The organism is Rhodomicrobium sp. R_RK_3 (genome assembly GCF_002198715.1).
Classification (GTDB): Bacteria; Pseudomonadota; Alphaproteobacteria; order Rhizobiales; family Rhodomicrobiaceae; genus R-RK-3.
Genome location: NZ_MWLK01000033.1, coordinates 220,278 through 235,669, shown reverse-complemented (window position 1 = coordinate 235,669; position 15,392 = coordinate 220,278). Strand labels below are relative to the sequence as shown.

Here is a 15,392-nt window from a genome sequence, read left to right as displayed (position 1 = left end):
CCTAGACCCTCAGCCTTTGGCCGCGCACCAGCGGGCGTGCAAATAATTCGGCCAGATCGCCGGCCTGCTCAAAGCCGTGCACGGGCGAGAACACCAGCTCGATCGCCCATTTCGTGGTGATGCCCTCGGCCTCCAGCGGATTGGCGAGGCCAAGCCCGCAGACCACCAGATCAGGCTGGGCGGCGCGGCAGCGGTCGAGCTGCATTTCCACGTCCTGGCCCTCGCTGATGGTGACGCCCGGGGGCAGCATCGCGAGGTCCATGTCGACGAGCTGGCGGTTCAAATAGGGGGAGCCGACCTCGATCAGCTCCGCCCCGAGCTCGCGGTGGAGGAAGCGCGCGAGCGAAGGCTCCATCTGGGTGTCGGGGAAGAAGAAGATGCGCTTGCCCGCCAGCGTCTCGCGATAGTGCTGGAGCGCGCGCTGGGCGCGTTCGCGGCGCGGGGCGATGGCTTTGCGGAATTCGAGGTCCGGGATCCCCCAGGCGTCGGCGGCTGCTTTCAGCCAGAGCGCGGTGCCCTCCGCGCCGAAGGGGAAAGGCGCGGGCAGCAATTGCGCGCCGCGCTTGGCCAGCGCCTGCGCCGTCTCGCCGAGGAAGGGCTGCGCGAACAGCACCCGCGTGCCGCGCCCGACCGTCGGCAGGGCAAGGCTGCTGCGCGGCGGCAGGAATTGCACCGGGCCGATGCCGAGTTCCTCAAAAATGCGGCGGAACTGGTCTTCGACGATGTCGGGCAGGCACCCGGCGACCAGCAGCGAGCGCTCATCGGCGGGCGCGGTGTCCAGATGCTCGGTGAGCGCGGCGAGGCAGGTGTCCTCGCCCTGCGTAAAAGTCGTCTCGATGCCGCTGCCGCTGTAATTCACCACCCGAACTTGCGGCATGTGGATCTGCGACAGCCTGGAGGCCGCCCGCGACAGGTCCAGCTTGATGACCTCGGACGGGCATGACCCCACCAGGAACAGCATCCGGATGTCCGGCCGGCGCGCCAGCAATTGCCCGACGACGCGGTCCAGCTCGACATTCATGTCGGCGAGGCCGGCGAGGTCGCGCTCGTCGATGATGGCGGTGGCGAAGCGCGGCTCGGCGAAGATCATCACGCCGGCGGCGGATTGGATCAGATGCGCGCAGGTGCGCGACCCGACCACCAGGAAGAACGCATCCGGGATCTTCCGGTGCAGCCAGACGATGCTGGTCAGGCCGCAAAACACCTCGCGCTGGCCGCGCTGTCTCAGAATCTCCGGCTCGGGGCAGCCCGTCCCCTCGCGCGCGATCGCTCCTGCCCCCGATGCACTCATCCAGTCACCTCGGCGAAAGCGGCCCGATGGGCGGCTGCGGACTGATCGAGGCGGGCGGCGCGCAATTTCAGCAGAAACTGTGTCGCATTTATCACATAGGCCGCATAGGCGGCGAGGGCGAGCACCATCTGCTCGCGCGGGCTGAGGAAGCCGCCGAACAGCGCCGCGAGATAGGCCGTATGCAGTCCCAGCACCAGCATGCTGAAGACGTCTTCCCAGTAGAAGGCGGGGGCGAACAGATAGCGCCCGAACACCACCTTCTCCCAGATCGAGCCGGTGATCATGATGGTGTAGAGCACCAGCGTCTTGGCGACGATCGACCAGCTCGCCAGCGCCAGCCCTTCGCCCGTCGACAGATAGCGCAGCACCAGGGCAAGGCTGGCGAGAAACACCAGGAACTGAACCGGCGCCAGCACGCCCTGCACGAGCGTCCAGACCGTTGCATCGCGGCGGCGGCGCTCCTCGGCGGTGTAGAGCGGCGCCCTCCGCCCTGACGTGCTGCGATGCTTCATGGCTCCCCTCCCGCGCGCCAGCGAACTGGCGCGCGATTTGCCATGTCAGTCTAAGTGCGGGGAAAACCGACTGTCAACCATACCTGACAGTACGTATGTAAATAAATTTTGACATAGCGTGCCCTGTGCATATGATGGTTAAGAGCCAGCTCTCTTGTCCGTCTCCCGAGTTTTGAATTTGCCGGGCAATAATCTTCGTGCATAATTTGCATGGCTAAAGAGCGCAGCAATCAATGAGCGCTCAGAAAAATCTTCGAGGGAACGGCCTGAATGTGAGTTTTGACTCATGTTCTCCCATCCGAAAGAACGGGGGAGTGGTTTCCAATGGTGGGCTCTAGACAACCCCACATGGCCGGAGGCGCCGCGAAAAGCGGACCGGCTTCAGGGGGCGGAGCACTAGAAGACGAGATATGTTTCGACCGGCGCTATTTCCTCGCCGGTCAGGAGGTCCGCAAAGAGGACCAGCAGCTTCAGGAACGCCTCGAAAACGTCGTCGAAGGCGAGATCATTCCGCGGCTGATGCTGCTGCATCAGGATGCCGAGACGGCGGGCGCCGCCCATCGCAACGGCACGCGGCGAACGGATGTCGCCGATCATCTGGCGGATTTTACGCAGATCGTATTGACACAGGAGGCCGATGTCGCGGCGGCTTACGTCAATGCGCTGTTACACAGGGGCGTGAAGCTCGAGGCCGTCCTGTTGCAGCTAATGGCGCCGGCCGCGCGCCGGCTTGGCGAACTTTGGACAGCGGATGCGATCGACTTTGTTGACGTGACCGTCGCCACGTCGCGATTGCAGCAGGTATTGCATCGGTTTACCTTCGAATTCGAAAAGAGCGCTCACCTGCCGGCGCGGCGCGTGCTGCTGCTGCCGACGCCGAGCGAACAGCATACGTTCGGGCTGCTGATGGTGTCGGAGTTCTTCCGCCGCGAAGGCTGGCACGTCGTCGGCGCACCGGTTCTCGAACGCGATGAGTTGCGCGCGCTGGTCGCGGAGCAATGGTTTGCGCTGATTGGGTTTTCGTTGAGCTGCGAGCGCTTGCTTGACACTCTGCGTTCCACTATCAACGATGTGCGCAAATTTAGTAAAAATCTGTCCGTGCAGATCATCGTCGGCGGCAATATATTTTCGCGATCGCCGGAGCTGAGGCCGGCCGTCGGAGCCGATCTCGCCGTCGGTGATGTCCGGGAGGCCATAAAACTTGCCGAAAGCGCCTTGGAAAGTTCGGCGGGAAGACCAATGTGAGACGTCGATGATGGAAGGTCGGGTTCCGGCTTTGCGGCCGCTGCCGAATGGACAGCCGTGAGACACTTCAAAGCGCCCAAAAAAACCTTTGCCGATTTGGACGCCGGGACCGTCGCTCACCTCGTTTCCGCCTCATCCGACCTCACTCTGCTCATCGACAAGAAGGGCGTCATCCGCGATCTGGCCTTGCAGGGCGGCGACCTCCTCGAGCGCGAATGCGGCGAATGGGTCGGGCGGCCCTGGCTGGATGTCGTCACGGTCGAGAGCCGGGTCAAGGTGGAAGAGATGCTGGCGGAATCGCGGGCCAACACCGCTTCGCAATGGCGTCATGTCAACCACCTCGCCAAAGAGGGCGGCGACATTCCGATCCGCTATTCCGCCATCCGCGTCGGCGATGAGGGCAATGTGCTGGCAATGGGCCGCGACCTGCGCCCGATGGCCGCGATGCAGCAGAAGCTGGTCGCCGCCCAGGCACAGATGGAGCGCGAATATGCCAAACTCCGCCAGGCCGAGACGCGCTACCAGACGCTGTTCCAGCTCTCCGGCGAACCTGTCATCGTTCTCGACGCCGCCAGCCTGAAGATCGTTGACGCCAATCCGGCGGCAACCCAATTCATCGTCAACGGCTCCTCGCGCGTCGTCGGCCGCTCCTTCCTCGAACTGCTCGACCGCGCCAGCGCCCGCGACGCCGAAAAGCTGTTCGCTGAACTGCGCTCCGCCGTGCGCGGCCGCGAGATCGGCATCCGTCTCGCCAATTCGAAGAAGCAGTTCTCGCTGCAGGCCTCGCTGTTCCGCCAGGACAATGGCGTGCATTATCTGCTGCGCCTGTCGCCCCCCGGCGGCGATGACGAGATCGAGCACCTGCCCGTGAAATCCTCGCTGCAGGCGGTCATCGCCAACATGCCGGACGGCTTCGTGGTGATCGATGAGGCGGCCCGCATCCTGATGGCCAATGCCGCCTTTTTGGAACTGGCCCAACTCGTCACCGAAGAGCAGGCCAAAGGTGCCAACATCGACCGCTGGCTCGGCCGGGTCGATGTCGACATGGACGTTTTAATCGCCAATCTTCGCGCGCATGGCTCGGTCCGGCGCTTCGCCACCGTCGCACGCGGCGAATTCGGCGCGCGGGAGGAGGTGGAGCTGTCCGCCGTCGCCGTCACCGGCGGTGACGCGCCCTCCTGCTACGGCATCACCATACGCAAGGCGCAGGCGCCGCTGAGCGTCGCCAGTGAGCGCGCGCCGGCCGGCCCGCGCTCCTTCGAGGAGCTGAAGGACCTCGTCGGCCGGATGCCGCTGCGCGACCTCGTCCGCGAGACGACCGACATCATCGAGCAGATGTGCATCGAGGCGGCGCTGGAGCTGACGGGCGACAACCGCGCATCCGCCGCGGAAATGCTGGGGCTCAGCAGGCAAAGTTTTTACGTGAAGCTGCGCCGCCATGGGCTGGGCGAGCTGGACAGCCAGGAGAGTCACTGAGGCTTCAGGCTTTACGGGCCGCCAAAAGAAGCGCCCTCACTCCCTCGCGGGGGAGGGCAAGTGGCGCAGCCGGCAAAGCTGTGACTGCCATCCGGCACGGCTCCGCCCTCTCCCCTCGCGGGAGCGGGCGGACGCGCAGCGGCCGGTGAGGGGGAGTCACCGGCTCGACCTCTCCACAACATCCCCGCGCCCATCATCCCGATGTGTAAACTTTAGTTGACGCATCGAGACTGTCACTTTTATCATCGCCCCATTCGATTTGCCCGGATCAGGCGCTGCAATGGACCATACCGCTCTGACTGCTTCCCTGACCGGACGGCCCACGCCGGGCGCCGTGCTGGAGCTGTTGAAGCCGATCACCTGGTTCGCGCCGATGTGGGCCTATGGCTGCGGCATCGCCTCGTCGGGCGTTCCCGCCAGCGAGCGCTGGGCCGAGGTTCTGCTGGGCGTCATCCTCGCGGGACCGCTGGTCTGCGGCACCAGCCAGGCCGTCAACGACTGGTTCGACCGCCATGTCGACGCCATCAACGAGCCGAACCGGCCGATCCCCTCCGGGCGCATCCCCGGCCGATGGGGCCTGCACATTGCGCAGATCTGGACCGGACTTTCGCTCGCCGTCGCCGCCGTGCTCGGCTTGTGGGCCTTCATCGCCGCCATCATCGGTCTGGCGCTGGCCTGGGCTTACAGCGCGCCGCCCTTCCGCCTGAAGCTGAACGGATGGTGGGGCAATGCCGCCGTCGGCGGCTGCTACGAGGGCTTGCCCTGGTTCACCGGCGCGGCGATCATGGCGGGCGCGTTGCCGGACTGGCGCATCATCACGCTGGCCGTGCTCTATTCCATCGGCGCGCATGGCATCATGACTCTCAACGATTTCAAGTCCATCGAAGGCGATCAGCGCATGGGCGTGCGCAGCCTGCCGGTGCAACTCGGCGCGGCGAAGGCCGCCTATCTGGCCTGCGTGGTGATGGCCGTGCCGCAAATCGTCGTCGCGGGCCTGCTTTTGTCCTGGGGACGGCCTTGGCACGCGCTCGCAATCGTCGTTTCGTTGTTGGCGCAGCTCGGTCTGATGCGCTGGTTCGTGAAAAAACCGCGTGAGCGCGCGCCCATCTATAACGCCACCGGCACCACGCTCTATGTCACCGGAATGCTGATCAGCGCCTATGCGGTCAGCTCGGTCGCGACGGGGGCGGCATGACGCGCGGCCCGCTCGGATGGTTCGGCATCGTCAAGCTCGGCCTCGTGCAGACGGCGCTCGGCGCGGTGGTCGTGCTGACGACCTCGACCTTGAACCGGGTGATGGTGGTTGAATTGCAGCTTGCGGCGCTGCTGCCCGGCCTGCTGGTCGCGCTGCATTATGCCGTGCAGATCACCCGGCCGCGCATGGGCTACGGCTCCGATGTCGGCGGACGGCGCACCCCCTGGATCGTCGGCGGCATGGCGGTGCTGTCGCTCGGCGGCGTGCTGGCGGCGGGCGGCACCGTATTGATGGCGACGCATTTCGCCGCCGGACTGGCGCTCGCGACATTGGCCTTCGCCATGATCGGCGTCGGCGTCAGCGCGGCGGGCACGTCGCTGCTGGTGCTGCTGGCCAAGCGCGTCGCGCCGCGCCGGCGAGCCGCGGCCGCGACCATCGTCTGGGTGATGATGCTGGCCGGGTTCATCGTCACGGCAGGGGTTGCCGGGCATTTCCTCGATCCATTTTCCCCGGAGCGGCTGCTGACGATCTCGGCCACTGTTTCGGCCGCCGCCCTGGCGATTGCGCTGATCGCCGTCTGGGGCGTCGAGCCCCGGCACGGCCTGCCGTCCGACGAGCCGGAGACCAGCGCGGCGTCCCAAACCCCCTTCTTCGTCGCCTTGCGCCAGATCTGGGCCGAGCCCGACGCGCGCAACTTCACCCTCTTCATTTTCCTGTCCATGCTGGCCTATAGCGCCCAGGACCTCATCCTCGAGCCCTTCGCCGGCTCCGTCTTCGGCTATACGCCCGGCGAATCGACCCAGCTCGCGAGCGTGCAGCATAGCGGCGTCCTCGCCGGCATGGTGCTGATCGGCTTCATCGCCAGCGCCGTCGGCGGACGCTGGCTCGGCTCCTTGCGCAACTGGACGATCTTCGGCTGCCTCGCCTCCGCCGCAGCTCTCTTCGCTCTTGCCCTCGGCGGCCATGCCGCGCCGGACTGGCCGCTGCGCCTCTCCGTCGCCCTGCTCGGCTTTGCCAATGGCGCTTTCGCCGTCGCCGCCATCGGCTCGATGATGGCGCTCGCCAGCGCCGGCCGCGAAAAGCGCGAAGGCGTGCGGATGGGCCTGTGGGGCGCGGCTCAAGCAATCGCCTTCGGCCTCGGCGGCTTTCTCGGCGCGGCCTCGGTCGATCTCGTCCGCGCCCTGACCGGCGACCCGCTCACCGCCTATTCCACCGTCTTCGCCTGCGAGGCGGTGCTGTTCATCGCGGCGGCGTTCCTCGCCACCCGCACAGGCGAAACGCGTTCTGTAGCCGCGCCGCGCGTTTCATCGATTGGCGAGAACATGCTGCCGGCTGGCTTGAGGGAGCTCATGATGCAGAGACGGGATGTTTTCGACGTCGCGGTGATCGGCGGCGGGCCGGCCGGCGCGACCGCCGCCACGACGCTCGCGCGCCAGGGCCGCTCCGTGCTGTTGCTCGACCGGGCCGGGCGGATCAAACCCTGCGGCGGCGCCATCCCGCCCCGCCTCGTCAAGGATTTCGCCATTCCCGACAGCTTGATTTGCGCACGCATCTCCGCCGCCACCATGATCTCGCCCTCCGACATCCGCGTCGACATGCCGATCGATGCGGGCGGCTATGTCGGCATGGTCGACCGCGAGATTTTTGACGAATGGCTGCGCGACCGCGCCGCCCTCGCCGGAGCCGAGCGCCGCACCGGCAGCTTCACCCGCCTCACCCGCCAGAGCGACGGCACCGTGCTCGTCCAATATAAGGACGCCGAGGAATCCCGCAGCATCCGGGCGCGGGCGGTGATCGGCGCGGACGGCGCCAATTCCGCCGTCGGCCGCAGCGCGCTGCCGAAAGTGAAGAAATCGCCCTTCGTCTTCGCCTATCACGAGATCGTCGCCGTGCCGGAAACGCCCGCCGCGACCTATGACGGCTCACGCTGCGAGGTCTATTACCAGGGCAGGCTGTCGCCGGATTTCTACGCTTGGGTGTTTCCGCATGGCAAGACGGCCAGCGTCGGCGTCGGCAGCGCCAATAAGGGCTTTTCCCTGCGCGACGCAACCAAAGCCACCCGCGAAGCCGCCGGCCTTCGCGACGCCAAGACCCTCCGCCGCGAAGGTGCGCCGATCCCGTTGCGCCCGCTCAAGCGCTGGGACGATGGCCGCAATTTCGTCCTCGCGGGCGACGCGGCGGGCGTCGTCGCGCCGGCCTCGGGCGAGGGCATCTACTACGCCATGGTCTGCGGCGAGATGGCGGCGGATGCCGTCGGCAGCTTCCTGGAAACCGGCGATGCCCGCGCCTTGGCGACCGCCCGCAAGCGCTTCATGAAGGCGCATGGCCGCGTCTTCCTCATCCTCGGCATCATGCAATATTTCTGGTACCGCAGCGATAAACGGCGCGAGCGCTTCGTGAAAATCTGCCGCGACCCGGATGTGCAGCGGCTGACCTGGCAATCCTACATGCATAAGGAGTTGGTCCGCTCGGACCCGATGGCCCATATCCGCATCTTCTTCAAGGATTTGGCGCATCTGCTCGGCCTCGCGGCGCCGCGATGAGTAACGCCAGACCCATCGTGATCGCCTTGCTGGCGGCGCTGCTGGTCGCCACGGTCGGCGGCACCGTGACCGATATCGGCCCCTGGTATCAGAGCCTGCAAAAGCCAGCGTGGCAGCCGCCGGACTGGCTGTTTGGCCCCGCCTGGACGCTGATCTTCGCGCTCGCCGGCCTCTCCGCCGCGACCGCCTGGCGCGACGAGCCCACCCGTGAAGACCGCGAATGGCTGGTCGCGCTGTTCTCGCTGAACGGCTTCCTGAACGTCCTGTGGAGCCTGTTGTTCTTCCGAATGCGCCGTCCCGATTGGGCGCTGATCGAAGTCGGCGCGCTTTGGCTCTCGATCCTCGTCCTCATCTTGGTGCTCGCGCGCTATTCGAGGCCCGCCGCGCTGCTGCTCGTCCCCTATCTCGCCTGGGTTACATTTGCCAGCGCGCTGAACTGGCGCGTCGTCCAGCTCAACGCGCCGTTCTGAGGCCAGGCGATGGAACAGCTCTTCCTCTCCGGCCGCATCGTCGATCTCATCCTGGCGCTGATGCTTGCCGAATTTGCCGGGCTATGGATCTACACGCGCCGCAAGGGGCTCGGCATGGAAGCGCTCGGGCTCGTTGGCTATTTGCTCTCCGGCGCCTTCCTGCTGCTGGCCCTGCGCGTCGCGCTGACCGGCGGCAATTGGGTTTGGATCGCCGCTTTCCTCCTCGCCGCATTCGCCGTGCATCTCGCCGATTTGCGCGGCAGGCTGACGCGCTGACGGGGGATGACATGCGATCGCCCAGCCACTCCTACGCAAGTCATCCCCGCGCAAGCGGTGATCCAGTAAACACAGGAGATGCTGCGGAGTCCTGGATCCCTGTTTTCGCGGGGATAACGACAGAATTGCGCATCTGACCGCCTTAACGGAGCCGAACATGCCGGTCGCCTTTCCCTTCTCCGCCATCGTCGCGCAAGAGGATATGAAGCAGGCGCTGCTGATCGCCGCGGTGGATGCCAGCGTCGGCGGCGTGCTGGTGTTCGGCGACCGGGGCACCGGCAAGTCCACCGCCATTCGCGGCCTCGCGGCGCTGCTGCCGGAGATCGAGGTGACGCCCGGCTGCCCCTGCAATTGCGACCCGCGCGCCGACCGCTCGCTCTGTCTCGACGCCTGCCGCGCGCGGGCGGCGGAAGCGCCCGGCGCCGTCGCACGCGTCGCGGTGCCGGTCGTCGACCTGCCGCTCGGCGCGACCGAGGACCGCATCGTCGGCGCGCTCGATCTGGAGCGGGCCCTGACGCGCGGGGAAAAGGCGTTCGAACCCGGCCTGCTGGCCCGCGCCAATCGCGGCTTCCTTTATATTGACGAGGTTAATCTGCTCGACGACCATCTCGTCGACCTGCTGCTCGACGCCGCCGCCTCGGGCGAAAACGTCGTCGAGCGCGAGGGCCTTAGCGTCCGGCATCCGGCGCGCTTCGTCCTGGTCGGCAGCGGCAATCCGGAGGAGGGTGAGCTGCGCCCGCAATTGCTCGACCGCTTCGGCCTCTCCGTCGAAATCCTGACCCCGACCGACATGCCGACCCGCGTCGATGTCGTCCGCCGCCGCGACGATTACGAGCGCGACCCGGCAGCGTTCGCGGCGAAATGGGCCGGCCAGGACAGGCATTTGCGCGACGCCATCGCCTCCGCGCGCGACCGGTTGCCCTCCATCGAAGTGCCCGACGCCACGCTCGAGACGGCAGCGACCTTGTGCATGGCGCTCGGGACGGACGGGCTGCGGGGCGAGCTGTCGCTGATCCGGGCGGCGCGGGCGCTGGCCTGCCTGCAGGGCGGCGACGCGGTCGGCGCGGCGCATCTGAAACAGGTCGCGCCGTCGGCCTTGCGCCACCGCCTGCGCCGCGATCCGCTCGACGAGGCCGGATCGACCGCGCGCATCGACCGCGCCATCGCCGAGGTTTTCGTGTCGTGATCCAGGCGCCGAAATCTCCCGGAGAGATCGCGACGCTGGCTGCGCGCATTTTTGCCGTCGACCCCTGGGGCACAGGCATCTGCCTCCGCGCAGGTCCCGGCCCGGCGCGGGACGAATGGCTGGCGCTGTTGCGCGCGCTGCTGCCGGATCGCCCCTTTCGGAAAATGCCCCTCGGCATCACCGATGACCGCCTGCTCGGCGGCCTCGATCTGAGCGCAAGCCTCGCAGCGGGCCGTCTGGTCTCCGAGCGGGGCTTGCTCGCCGAATCCGACGGCGGCGCGCTCATCATCCCCTCGGCCGAGCGCCTGTCGCCGGAACATGCAGCCCGGATCGCCAGCGTGCATGATCGGGGCGAAGTGCCCTTGGAGCGCGACGGCCTGACCAAGCGCTTTTCCGCATGGTTCGGCCTCGTTTTGCTGGATGAAGGCCTTTGTGAAGACGAACAGGCGCCCGCTTCGCTGACCGAACGCATCGCGATGCAGGTCGATCTGACACCGATCCGCAGCGGTGAGTTGGGCGAGGCGGACGCGATCGCCGCCGCACGCGAATGCCTGCCGCGGGTCAGCGTTGAGACCGAGGCCATTGAAGCCATTTGCGGGGCCGCCACCGCGCTCGGCATCGTGTCGGTTCGCGCGCCTCTGCTGGCGCTGAAAGTGGCCAAGATCGCCGCCGCATTGGACGGCCGCGACGCGCTGAGCGGCGCCGATCTCGCCATTGCCGGGCAACTCGTCCTCGGCTGGCGCGCGACGAGGCTGCCGCAATCGGACGAGGAGCAGCCGGAAGAAGACCAGCAGCCCGACGCGCCCGGCGACCAGCCGGAGAGCGAGACGCAGTCGGAGGCCGAAGCGCTCAGTGAGATTGTCGTCGAGGCCGTCCGCGCTGCGCTGCCGCCGGATGTGCTGGCCCGGCTCGGCGCAAAGCGCGCGGCCATGCGTTCGAAATCCTCCGGGCAGGCCGGAGTGAAGCAGCGCTCGCTCACGCGTGGCAGACGGACGGGCATCATGCAAGGTGACCTGCGCCGGGGCGGCCGCCTCGACCTCGTCGCCACCTTGCGCGCGGCGGCGCCCTGGCAGCGCATCCGGTCGCAATCGCAAAGCGCCGAGCGCCCCGGCCTCTTGCAGATCCGCGCCTCCGATTTCCGCGTCATCCGCTTCGCGCGCAAATCCGAGACGCTGACCATCTTCGCCGTCGATGCCTCCGGCTCGCTGGCCCTCAACCGCATGGCGGAGGCCAAAGGCGCGGTCGAATCCCTGCTCGCCGAGTGCTATGTCCGGCGCGACCACGTCGCGATGCTGGTCTTCGGCGGCAAGACCTCCGACCTCATCCTGCCGCCGACGCGATCGCTGGTCCGCGCCAAGCGCAGTCTCATCGGCCTGCCCGCGGGCGGCGGCACGCCGCTGGCGTCTGGCATCGATGCCGCCATCGCCGTTGCCCAATCGGCACGGAAACGAGGCCAGACGCCGCTGATCGTCCTGCTCACCGATGGCCGTGCCAATGTCGCCCGCGACGGGCGGCCCGGCCGTCACATCGCGCATGACCACGCGCTCGCCTCGGCCCGCCTGCTGAAATCCACCGAGATCCGCAGCCTGCTCATCGACACCTCGCCGCGCCCCGACCCGCGCGCGGCCGAAATCGCCCATTCCATGGGGGCGTCCTATCTCGCGCTGCCTGCGCTGAACTCCGCCGCGCTGTCCTCGGCCGTCAAACAGGCGCGGGCGCGGTGAGCGGCAATGGCGACGGCGCGCTGGTCTGGGATCGCGACGGGCGCGATTGGCCGAACCGCGAGACGAGCCGCTTCGTCCAAGCCGCCGGATTGCGCTGGCATGTCCAGCAGGCGGGGAGCGGCCCGGTCATGCTGCTTGCCCACGGTACGGGCGCCTCGACGCATAGCTGGGCGGGGCTGCTGCCGCTTCTGGCCGAGCGCTTCACGGTGATCGCACCGGACCTCCCCGGCCACGGCTTCACCGACCCGCTACCATCGATGCAGATGTCGCTGCCGGGCATGGCGGCGGCCCTCGCGGGGCTCGTCGAGCGGCTCGGCGTTAAGCCGGATATTGTCGTAGGCCACTCCGCCGGCGCCGCAATCCTGGCGCAGATGATCCTCGACCGCCAGATCGCGCCGCGCCTGCTGATCTCGCTCAACGGCGCGCTGATACCCTATGGCGGCGCGGCCGGCCGCTTCATTTCGAGCATGGCCAAGGTGCTGTTCATCAATCCGGTCGCGCCGCGATTCTTCGCCTGGCGGGCGCGCGACCGCCGCACCGTCGAGCGCGTCATCGGCGGCACCGGCTCGACGATTTCGCCGGGGGGGCTGGCGATCTATCAGCGGCTGTTCCGCTCGCCGGTCCACGTCTCCGCCGCTCTCAATATGATGGCGCGCTGGAAGCTCTCACCGCTGGCGCAGGAGCTGCCGCGCCTGCCGTGCGCCGTGACGCTGGTCGCGGGCAGCCACGATCTCGCCGTCCCGCCCGATCAGGCGTTCAAGCTCGCCGAGACGATGCTTGCCGCGAAGGTGGAATTGCTGCGCGGCCTCGGCCATCTCGCGCACGAGGAAGACCCGGCGCGGGTTGCGGAGGTGATTTTTACGACCGTAGGCGGCCTGACGCCGGAGGCCAGTAGGCGTGTCCCATAAATCCCCTTTTTCGCAATCCACGCGAAGGCGGGGATCCAATACGCCGCGGCGCAAGTTGTTACGCAGAAAGCCAATTTCGAGTTTGTGAATACTGGATCCCCGCCTTCGCGGGGATTTCGTCTGTGGGGGGAGGGCCCCGGCTAAAACAGCCGGCGCGGCATCCGGTAGGGCAGCAGCGACTTCACCCAATTGGTGGCGAAGCGGTCCAGCGACAGGCTCTCATGCATAGCCGGGCCCTGATGCCCCAGGAGCCGCGTCGAGAGCACCGTGCGGGCGTAGAAAGGTGCGTCCTCCAGCGTGGCGCTGACCTTGACGCCGTCCTCACTATCCGCGCGGGTGCGGCGGCGCATCAGCCAGAGCGTCCTCGGCAGCCTCACCGGACGCGGCGGCTCGACCTCGTCCATCCGGCCGCTGCGATCCGTCTGCAATGCGAGGCTGTGAGAGACGCCATCCCGGTCGAGCACGTCGTAGAGAAGCGCAGCCCGCCGGCCCCGGTCGAAACTCGCGCGCGCCCAGTCCCAATGGCGGAAGCCGGCTTCGAGCGATTCGTCGCCGTCATTGCTGTCGAGATAGCCGTGGCCGCTCCAACTCAGCGACGGGCGTTCCAGCTCGACCTCGATGCGCGAGCAGGGCGCGATCGGCGACCAGCGGTGACGGGCCGCCGGGTCGAGCACGAAACGGCGGCCGGGCAGTGCGGAGGGATAGAGCCGCACCTTGCCCTTGACCCGGCGCGGGATCGGCGTCGTCAGCTCATCGAAGGAGACCGTCAGCGCATCGCCGTCCCAGGCCATCGAACTCGGGCCGATGCGGAGGGCGGAGGCGTCGCGCTCGATGCTGCCCCGGCCGCGCTCGGTCATCGCCCAGCGATGGCCGCGCCGCCCGTAGAGCGCCACGTTCAGTGCGCAGTGATTTTCCGGATCGCCCCGGCCCGACCAGGCGTAATAGGGCGAGAACACGCTGCCGATGAAGCCGATCAGCGTGATGCCGTGATGGCCGTCGTCGCTCAGGCCGTCGACATACCACCAGGCATAGCCACCGGGTGGAACCGCTTGCGCAAAGCCAGGTCCGTCCGCAAGGCTTCCGCCGCCAGCCGGCCCGACAAGGCCGCCATCGGCAGGCCGCTCCCCGGATGGGTGCTGCCGCCCGCGAAATAGAGGCCCGCGATCCGGCTGCGCGCCGGAGCTCTCCGGAACGACGCCTGCCAGCCGTGCGAGGCCGGGCCGTAGAGCGCGCCCCCGGTCGCCGGGAAGGCTTGGTGAAAATCCGCCGGGCTCGTCGTGACCGTCATCTCCGGCTGCCGCTCGATCTGAAGGCCACAGCGGCTGAGAGCTCCAAAAGTCGAAGCCGCGCATCTTGCTATCTCCCGTTCGTCGTAGGTGAGGCGGTCGCCGAGAGCCGGCGCGTTGACGATGCACAAGAGCCGCTCGGGCTCGCCGATGGGCGGCTGGTCGGCATCGCCGCGATCCTGGGCGCAGACATAGACGGTGGGCCGTAGCGGCACCCGCTGGTGGCGGTAAATGGCGGCAAATTCAGCCGGGTAGTCGTCGGAGAAGAGGACGGTGTGGCGCAGCAGCGGGAAGCCGGAGGCGCGCGCGGCCATGGCCCAGGTCATGGCCGAGAGCGATCTGCGGCGGGGCGGCACGATGCTGGCGGCCTTGCGCGCGCCGGGGCCGAATGCGCCGCTCGCCGCCGCGTTGACATCGGCGTTGCAGATGATGGCGTCGGCTTCGATGCGCTCGCCGGTCGCGAGGCGCACGGCCCGCGCCGCGCCGTCCTCGACCAGGATCTCCTCGACATGGGTGAGGGGGCGGATTTCGCAGCCTTGTCCGCGCGCGACCTCGACCAGCGCCTCGGCGATCTTGTGCATGCCGCCTTCGACCAGCCAGACGCCCTGCTGCTCGACATGGGCGATCAGCATCAGCGTGGCGGGCGCGTGGAAGGGCGAGGAACCGCAATAGGTCGAATAGCGGCCGAAAAGCTGGCGTAGGCGCGGGTCGCGGAAATAGGAGCCGAGCTTGCGCCAGAGCGAGCTGTAGGGCTGGATGCACCAGAGATTGCGCGGCGTCGCGGCGGCGACGCGGGTGACGAGGCCGGGCAGGCTCGGCTTGGCGCTCTGGATGAAGGGGGCATCGAGCGTTTCGTAGATGCGGCGGCCGTCGGCGACGAAGCGGCGATAGCCCTCCGCCTCGCGCGGACCGGCGAAAGTGGCGATGGCATCGGCGGAGCGGTCGATGTCGGCGAACAGGTCCAGGCGGCTGCCATCGGGCCAGCCATGCCGGGCGAGCGTCGTGGCGCGCTGTAAGGTGAGGTGATCGGAAAGCCGCGCACCGGCCTTGGCGAACAGCGCTTCGAAGACCGGGCGCATGGTGAAGACCGTAGGCCCCGCGTCGATGCTCGCGCCGCCGATATCGACGCGCCGCAATTTGCCGCCCGCCTGCGCCGCCCGCTCCAGCACCAGCACGTCCAGCCCATGCGCGGCGAGATCAATAGCCGCCGCCAGCCCGCCCAGCCCCGCGCCGATGATGATGACCCGGTCGCTGCGCATGTGCTGGGCATTCCTCCTGCT

13 protein-coding genes and 1 pseudogene are annotated in these 15,392 nt (G+C 67.7%); 10 read left to right on the top strand and 4 right to left on the bottom strand.

Features of this window, described 5'->3' with window-relative positions; genetic code table 11:
• Window position 1: 1 nt before the first annotated feature.
• Together BLEFHOIH_RS20645 and bchF are read right to left on the bottom strand one after the other, a co-directional pair.
• Complete coding sequence (locus BLEFHOIH_RS20645) at window positions 2-1,291, bottom strand: ferredoxin:protochlorophyllide reductase (ATP-dependent) subunit N (protein ID WP_088347921.1); 1,290 nt, start codon at window positions 1,289-1,291, stop codon at window positions 2-4.
• Complete coding sequence (bchF, locus tag BLEFHOIH_RS20640; protein ID WP_088347920.1) at window positions 1,288-1,803, bottom strand: 2-vinyl bacteriochlorophyllide hydratase; 516 nt, start codon at window positions 1,801-1,803, stop codon at window positions 1,288-1,290. The genes BLEFHOIH_RS20645 and bchF overlap by 4 nt, the downstream gene beginning before the upstream one ends.
• 348 nt (window positions 1,804-2,151) lie before the next feature.
• Here bchF and BLEFHOIH_RS20635 point away from each other — a divergent pair, with 348 nt between their 5' ends.
• The 10 genes and pseudogenes from BLEFHOIH_RS20635 (at window position 2,152) to bchO (ending at window position 12,826) form a co-directional block, all read left to right on the top strand.
• Window positions 2,152-3,048, top strand: coding sequence for a cobalamin B12-binding domain-containing protein (locus BLEFHOIH_RS20635; RefSeq protein WP_170937289.1), 897 nt, complete (start codon window positions 2,152-2,154; stop codon window positions 3,046-3,048).
• A 57-nt stretch (window positions 3,049-3,105) separates the two neighbouring features.
• Window positions 3,106-4,524, top strand: coding sequence for a transcriptional regulator PpsR (ppsR, locus tag BLEFHOIH_RS20630; RefSeq protein ID WP_088347918.1), 1,419 nt, complete (start codon window positions 3,106-3,108; stop codon window positions 4,522-4,524).
• 280 nt (window positions 4,525-4,804) lie between these two features.
• A complete protein-coding gene (chlG, locus tag BLEFHOIH_RS20625) occupies window positions 4,805-5,719 on the top strand; it encodes a chlorophyll synthase ChlG (RefSeq protein ID WP_088347917.1) in 915 nt (304 codons plus the stop codon).
• Window positions 5,716-6,987, top strand: a pseudogene (locus tag BLEFHOIH_RS20620) (BCD family MFS transporter); the annotation flags it as partial. The gene chlG and the pseudogene BLEFHOIH_RS20620, both read left to right, overlap by 4 nt.
• 81 nt (window positions 6,988-7,068) lie before the next feature.
• A complete protein-coding gene (locus BLEFHOIH_RS20615) occupies window positions 7,069-8,262 on the top strand; it encodes a geranylgeranyl diphosphate reductase (protein ID WP_088347949.1) in 1,194 nt (397 codons plus the stop codon).
• Window positions 8,259-8,732 carry a TspO/MBR family protein gene (locus BLEFHOIH_RS20610; protein ID WP_088347916.1) on the top strand — a complete coding sequence of 158 codons (474 nt, stop codon included), beginning with the start codon at window positions 8,259-8,261 and terminating at the stop codon, window positions 8,730-8,732. Before BLEFHOIH_RS20615 ends, BLEFHOIH_RS20610 begins: the two co-directional genes overlap by 4 nt.
• A gap of 9 nt (window positions 8,733-8,741) precedes the next feature.
• Entirely contained in the window at window positions 8,742-9,008 is a 267-nt protein-coding gene (locus BLEFHOIH_RS20605) for a hypothetical protein (RefSeq protein ID WP_088347915.1), read from the top strand.
• Between the two features lie 157 nt (window positions 9,009-9,165).
• Window positions 9,166-10,194: a magnesium chelatase ATPase subunit I gene (bchI, locus tag BLEFHOIH_RS27050; protein ID WP_088347914.1), complete on the top strand. Its 1,029-nt coding sequence runs from the start codon at window positions 9,166-9,168 to the stop codon at window positions 10,192-10,194.
• Entirely contained in the window at window positions 10,191-11,918 is a 1,728-nt protein-coding gene (locus tag BLEFHOIH_RS20595; RefSeq protein WP_245297109.1) for a magnesium chelatase subunit D, read from the top strand. Before bchI ends, BLEFHOIH_RS20595 begins: the two co-directional genes overlap by 4 nt.
• Complete coding sequence (bchO, locus tag BLEFHOIH_RS20590) at window positions 11,915-12,826, top strand: alpha/beta fold hydrolase BchO (RefSeq protein ID WP_245297108.1); 912 nt, start codon at window positions 11,915-11,917, stop codon at window positions 12,824-12,826. Before BLEFHOIH_RS20595 ends, bchO begins: the two co-directional genes overlap by 4 nt.
• Before the next feature lie 140 nt (window positions 12,827-12,966).
• On the opposite strand, the gene BLEFHOIH_RS20585 is transcribed toward bchO, so the two are convergent.
• Entirely contained in the window at window positions 12,967-13,782 is an 816-nt protein-coding gene (locus BLEFHOIH_RS20585) for a hypothetical protein (protein ID WP_348626061.1), read from the bottom strand.
• Between the two features lie 47 nt (window positions 13,783-13,829).
• A complete protein-coding gene (gene crtD / locus BLEFHOIH_RS20580; protein WP_088347912.1) occupies window positions 13,830-15,371 on the bottom strand; it encodes a 1-hydroxycarotenoid 3,4-desaturase CrtD in 1,542 nt (513 codons plus the stop codon).
• Between the last annotated feature and the right edge of the window lie 21 nt (window positions 15,372-15,392).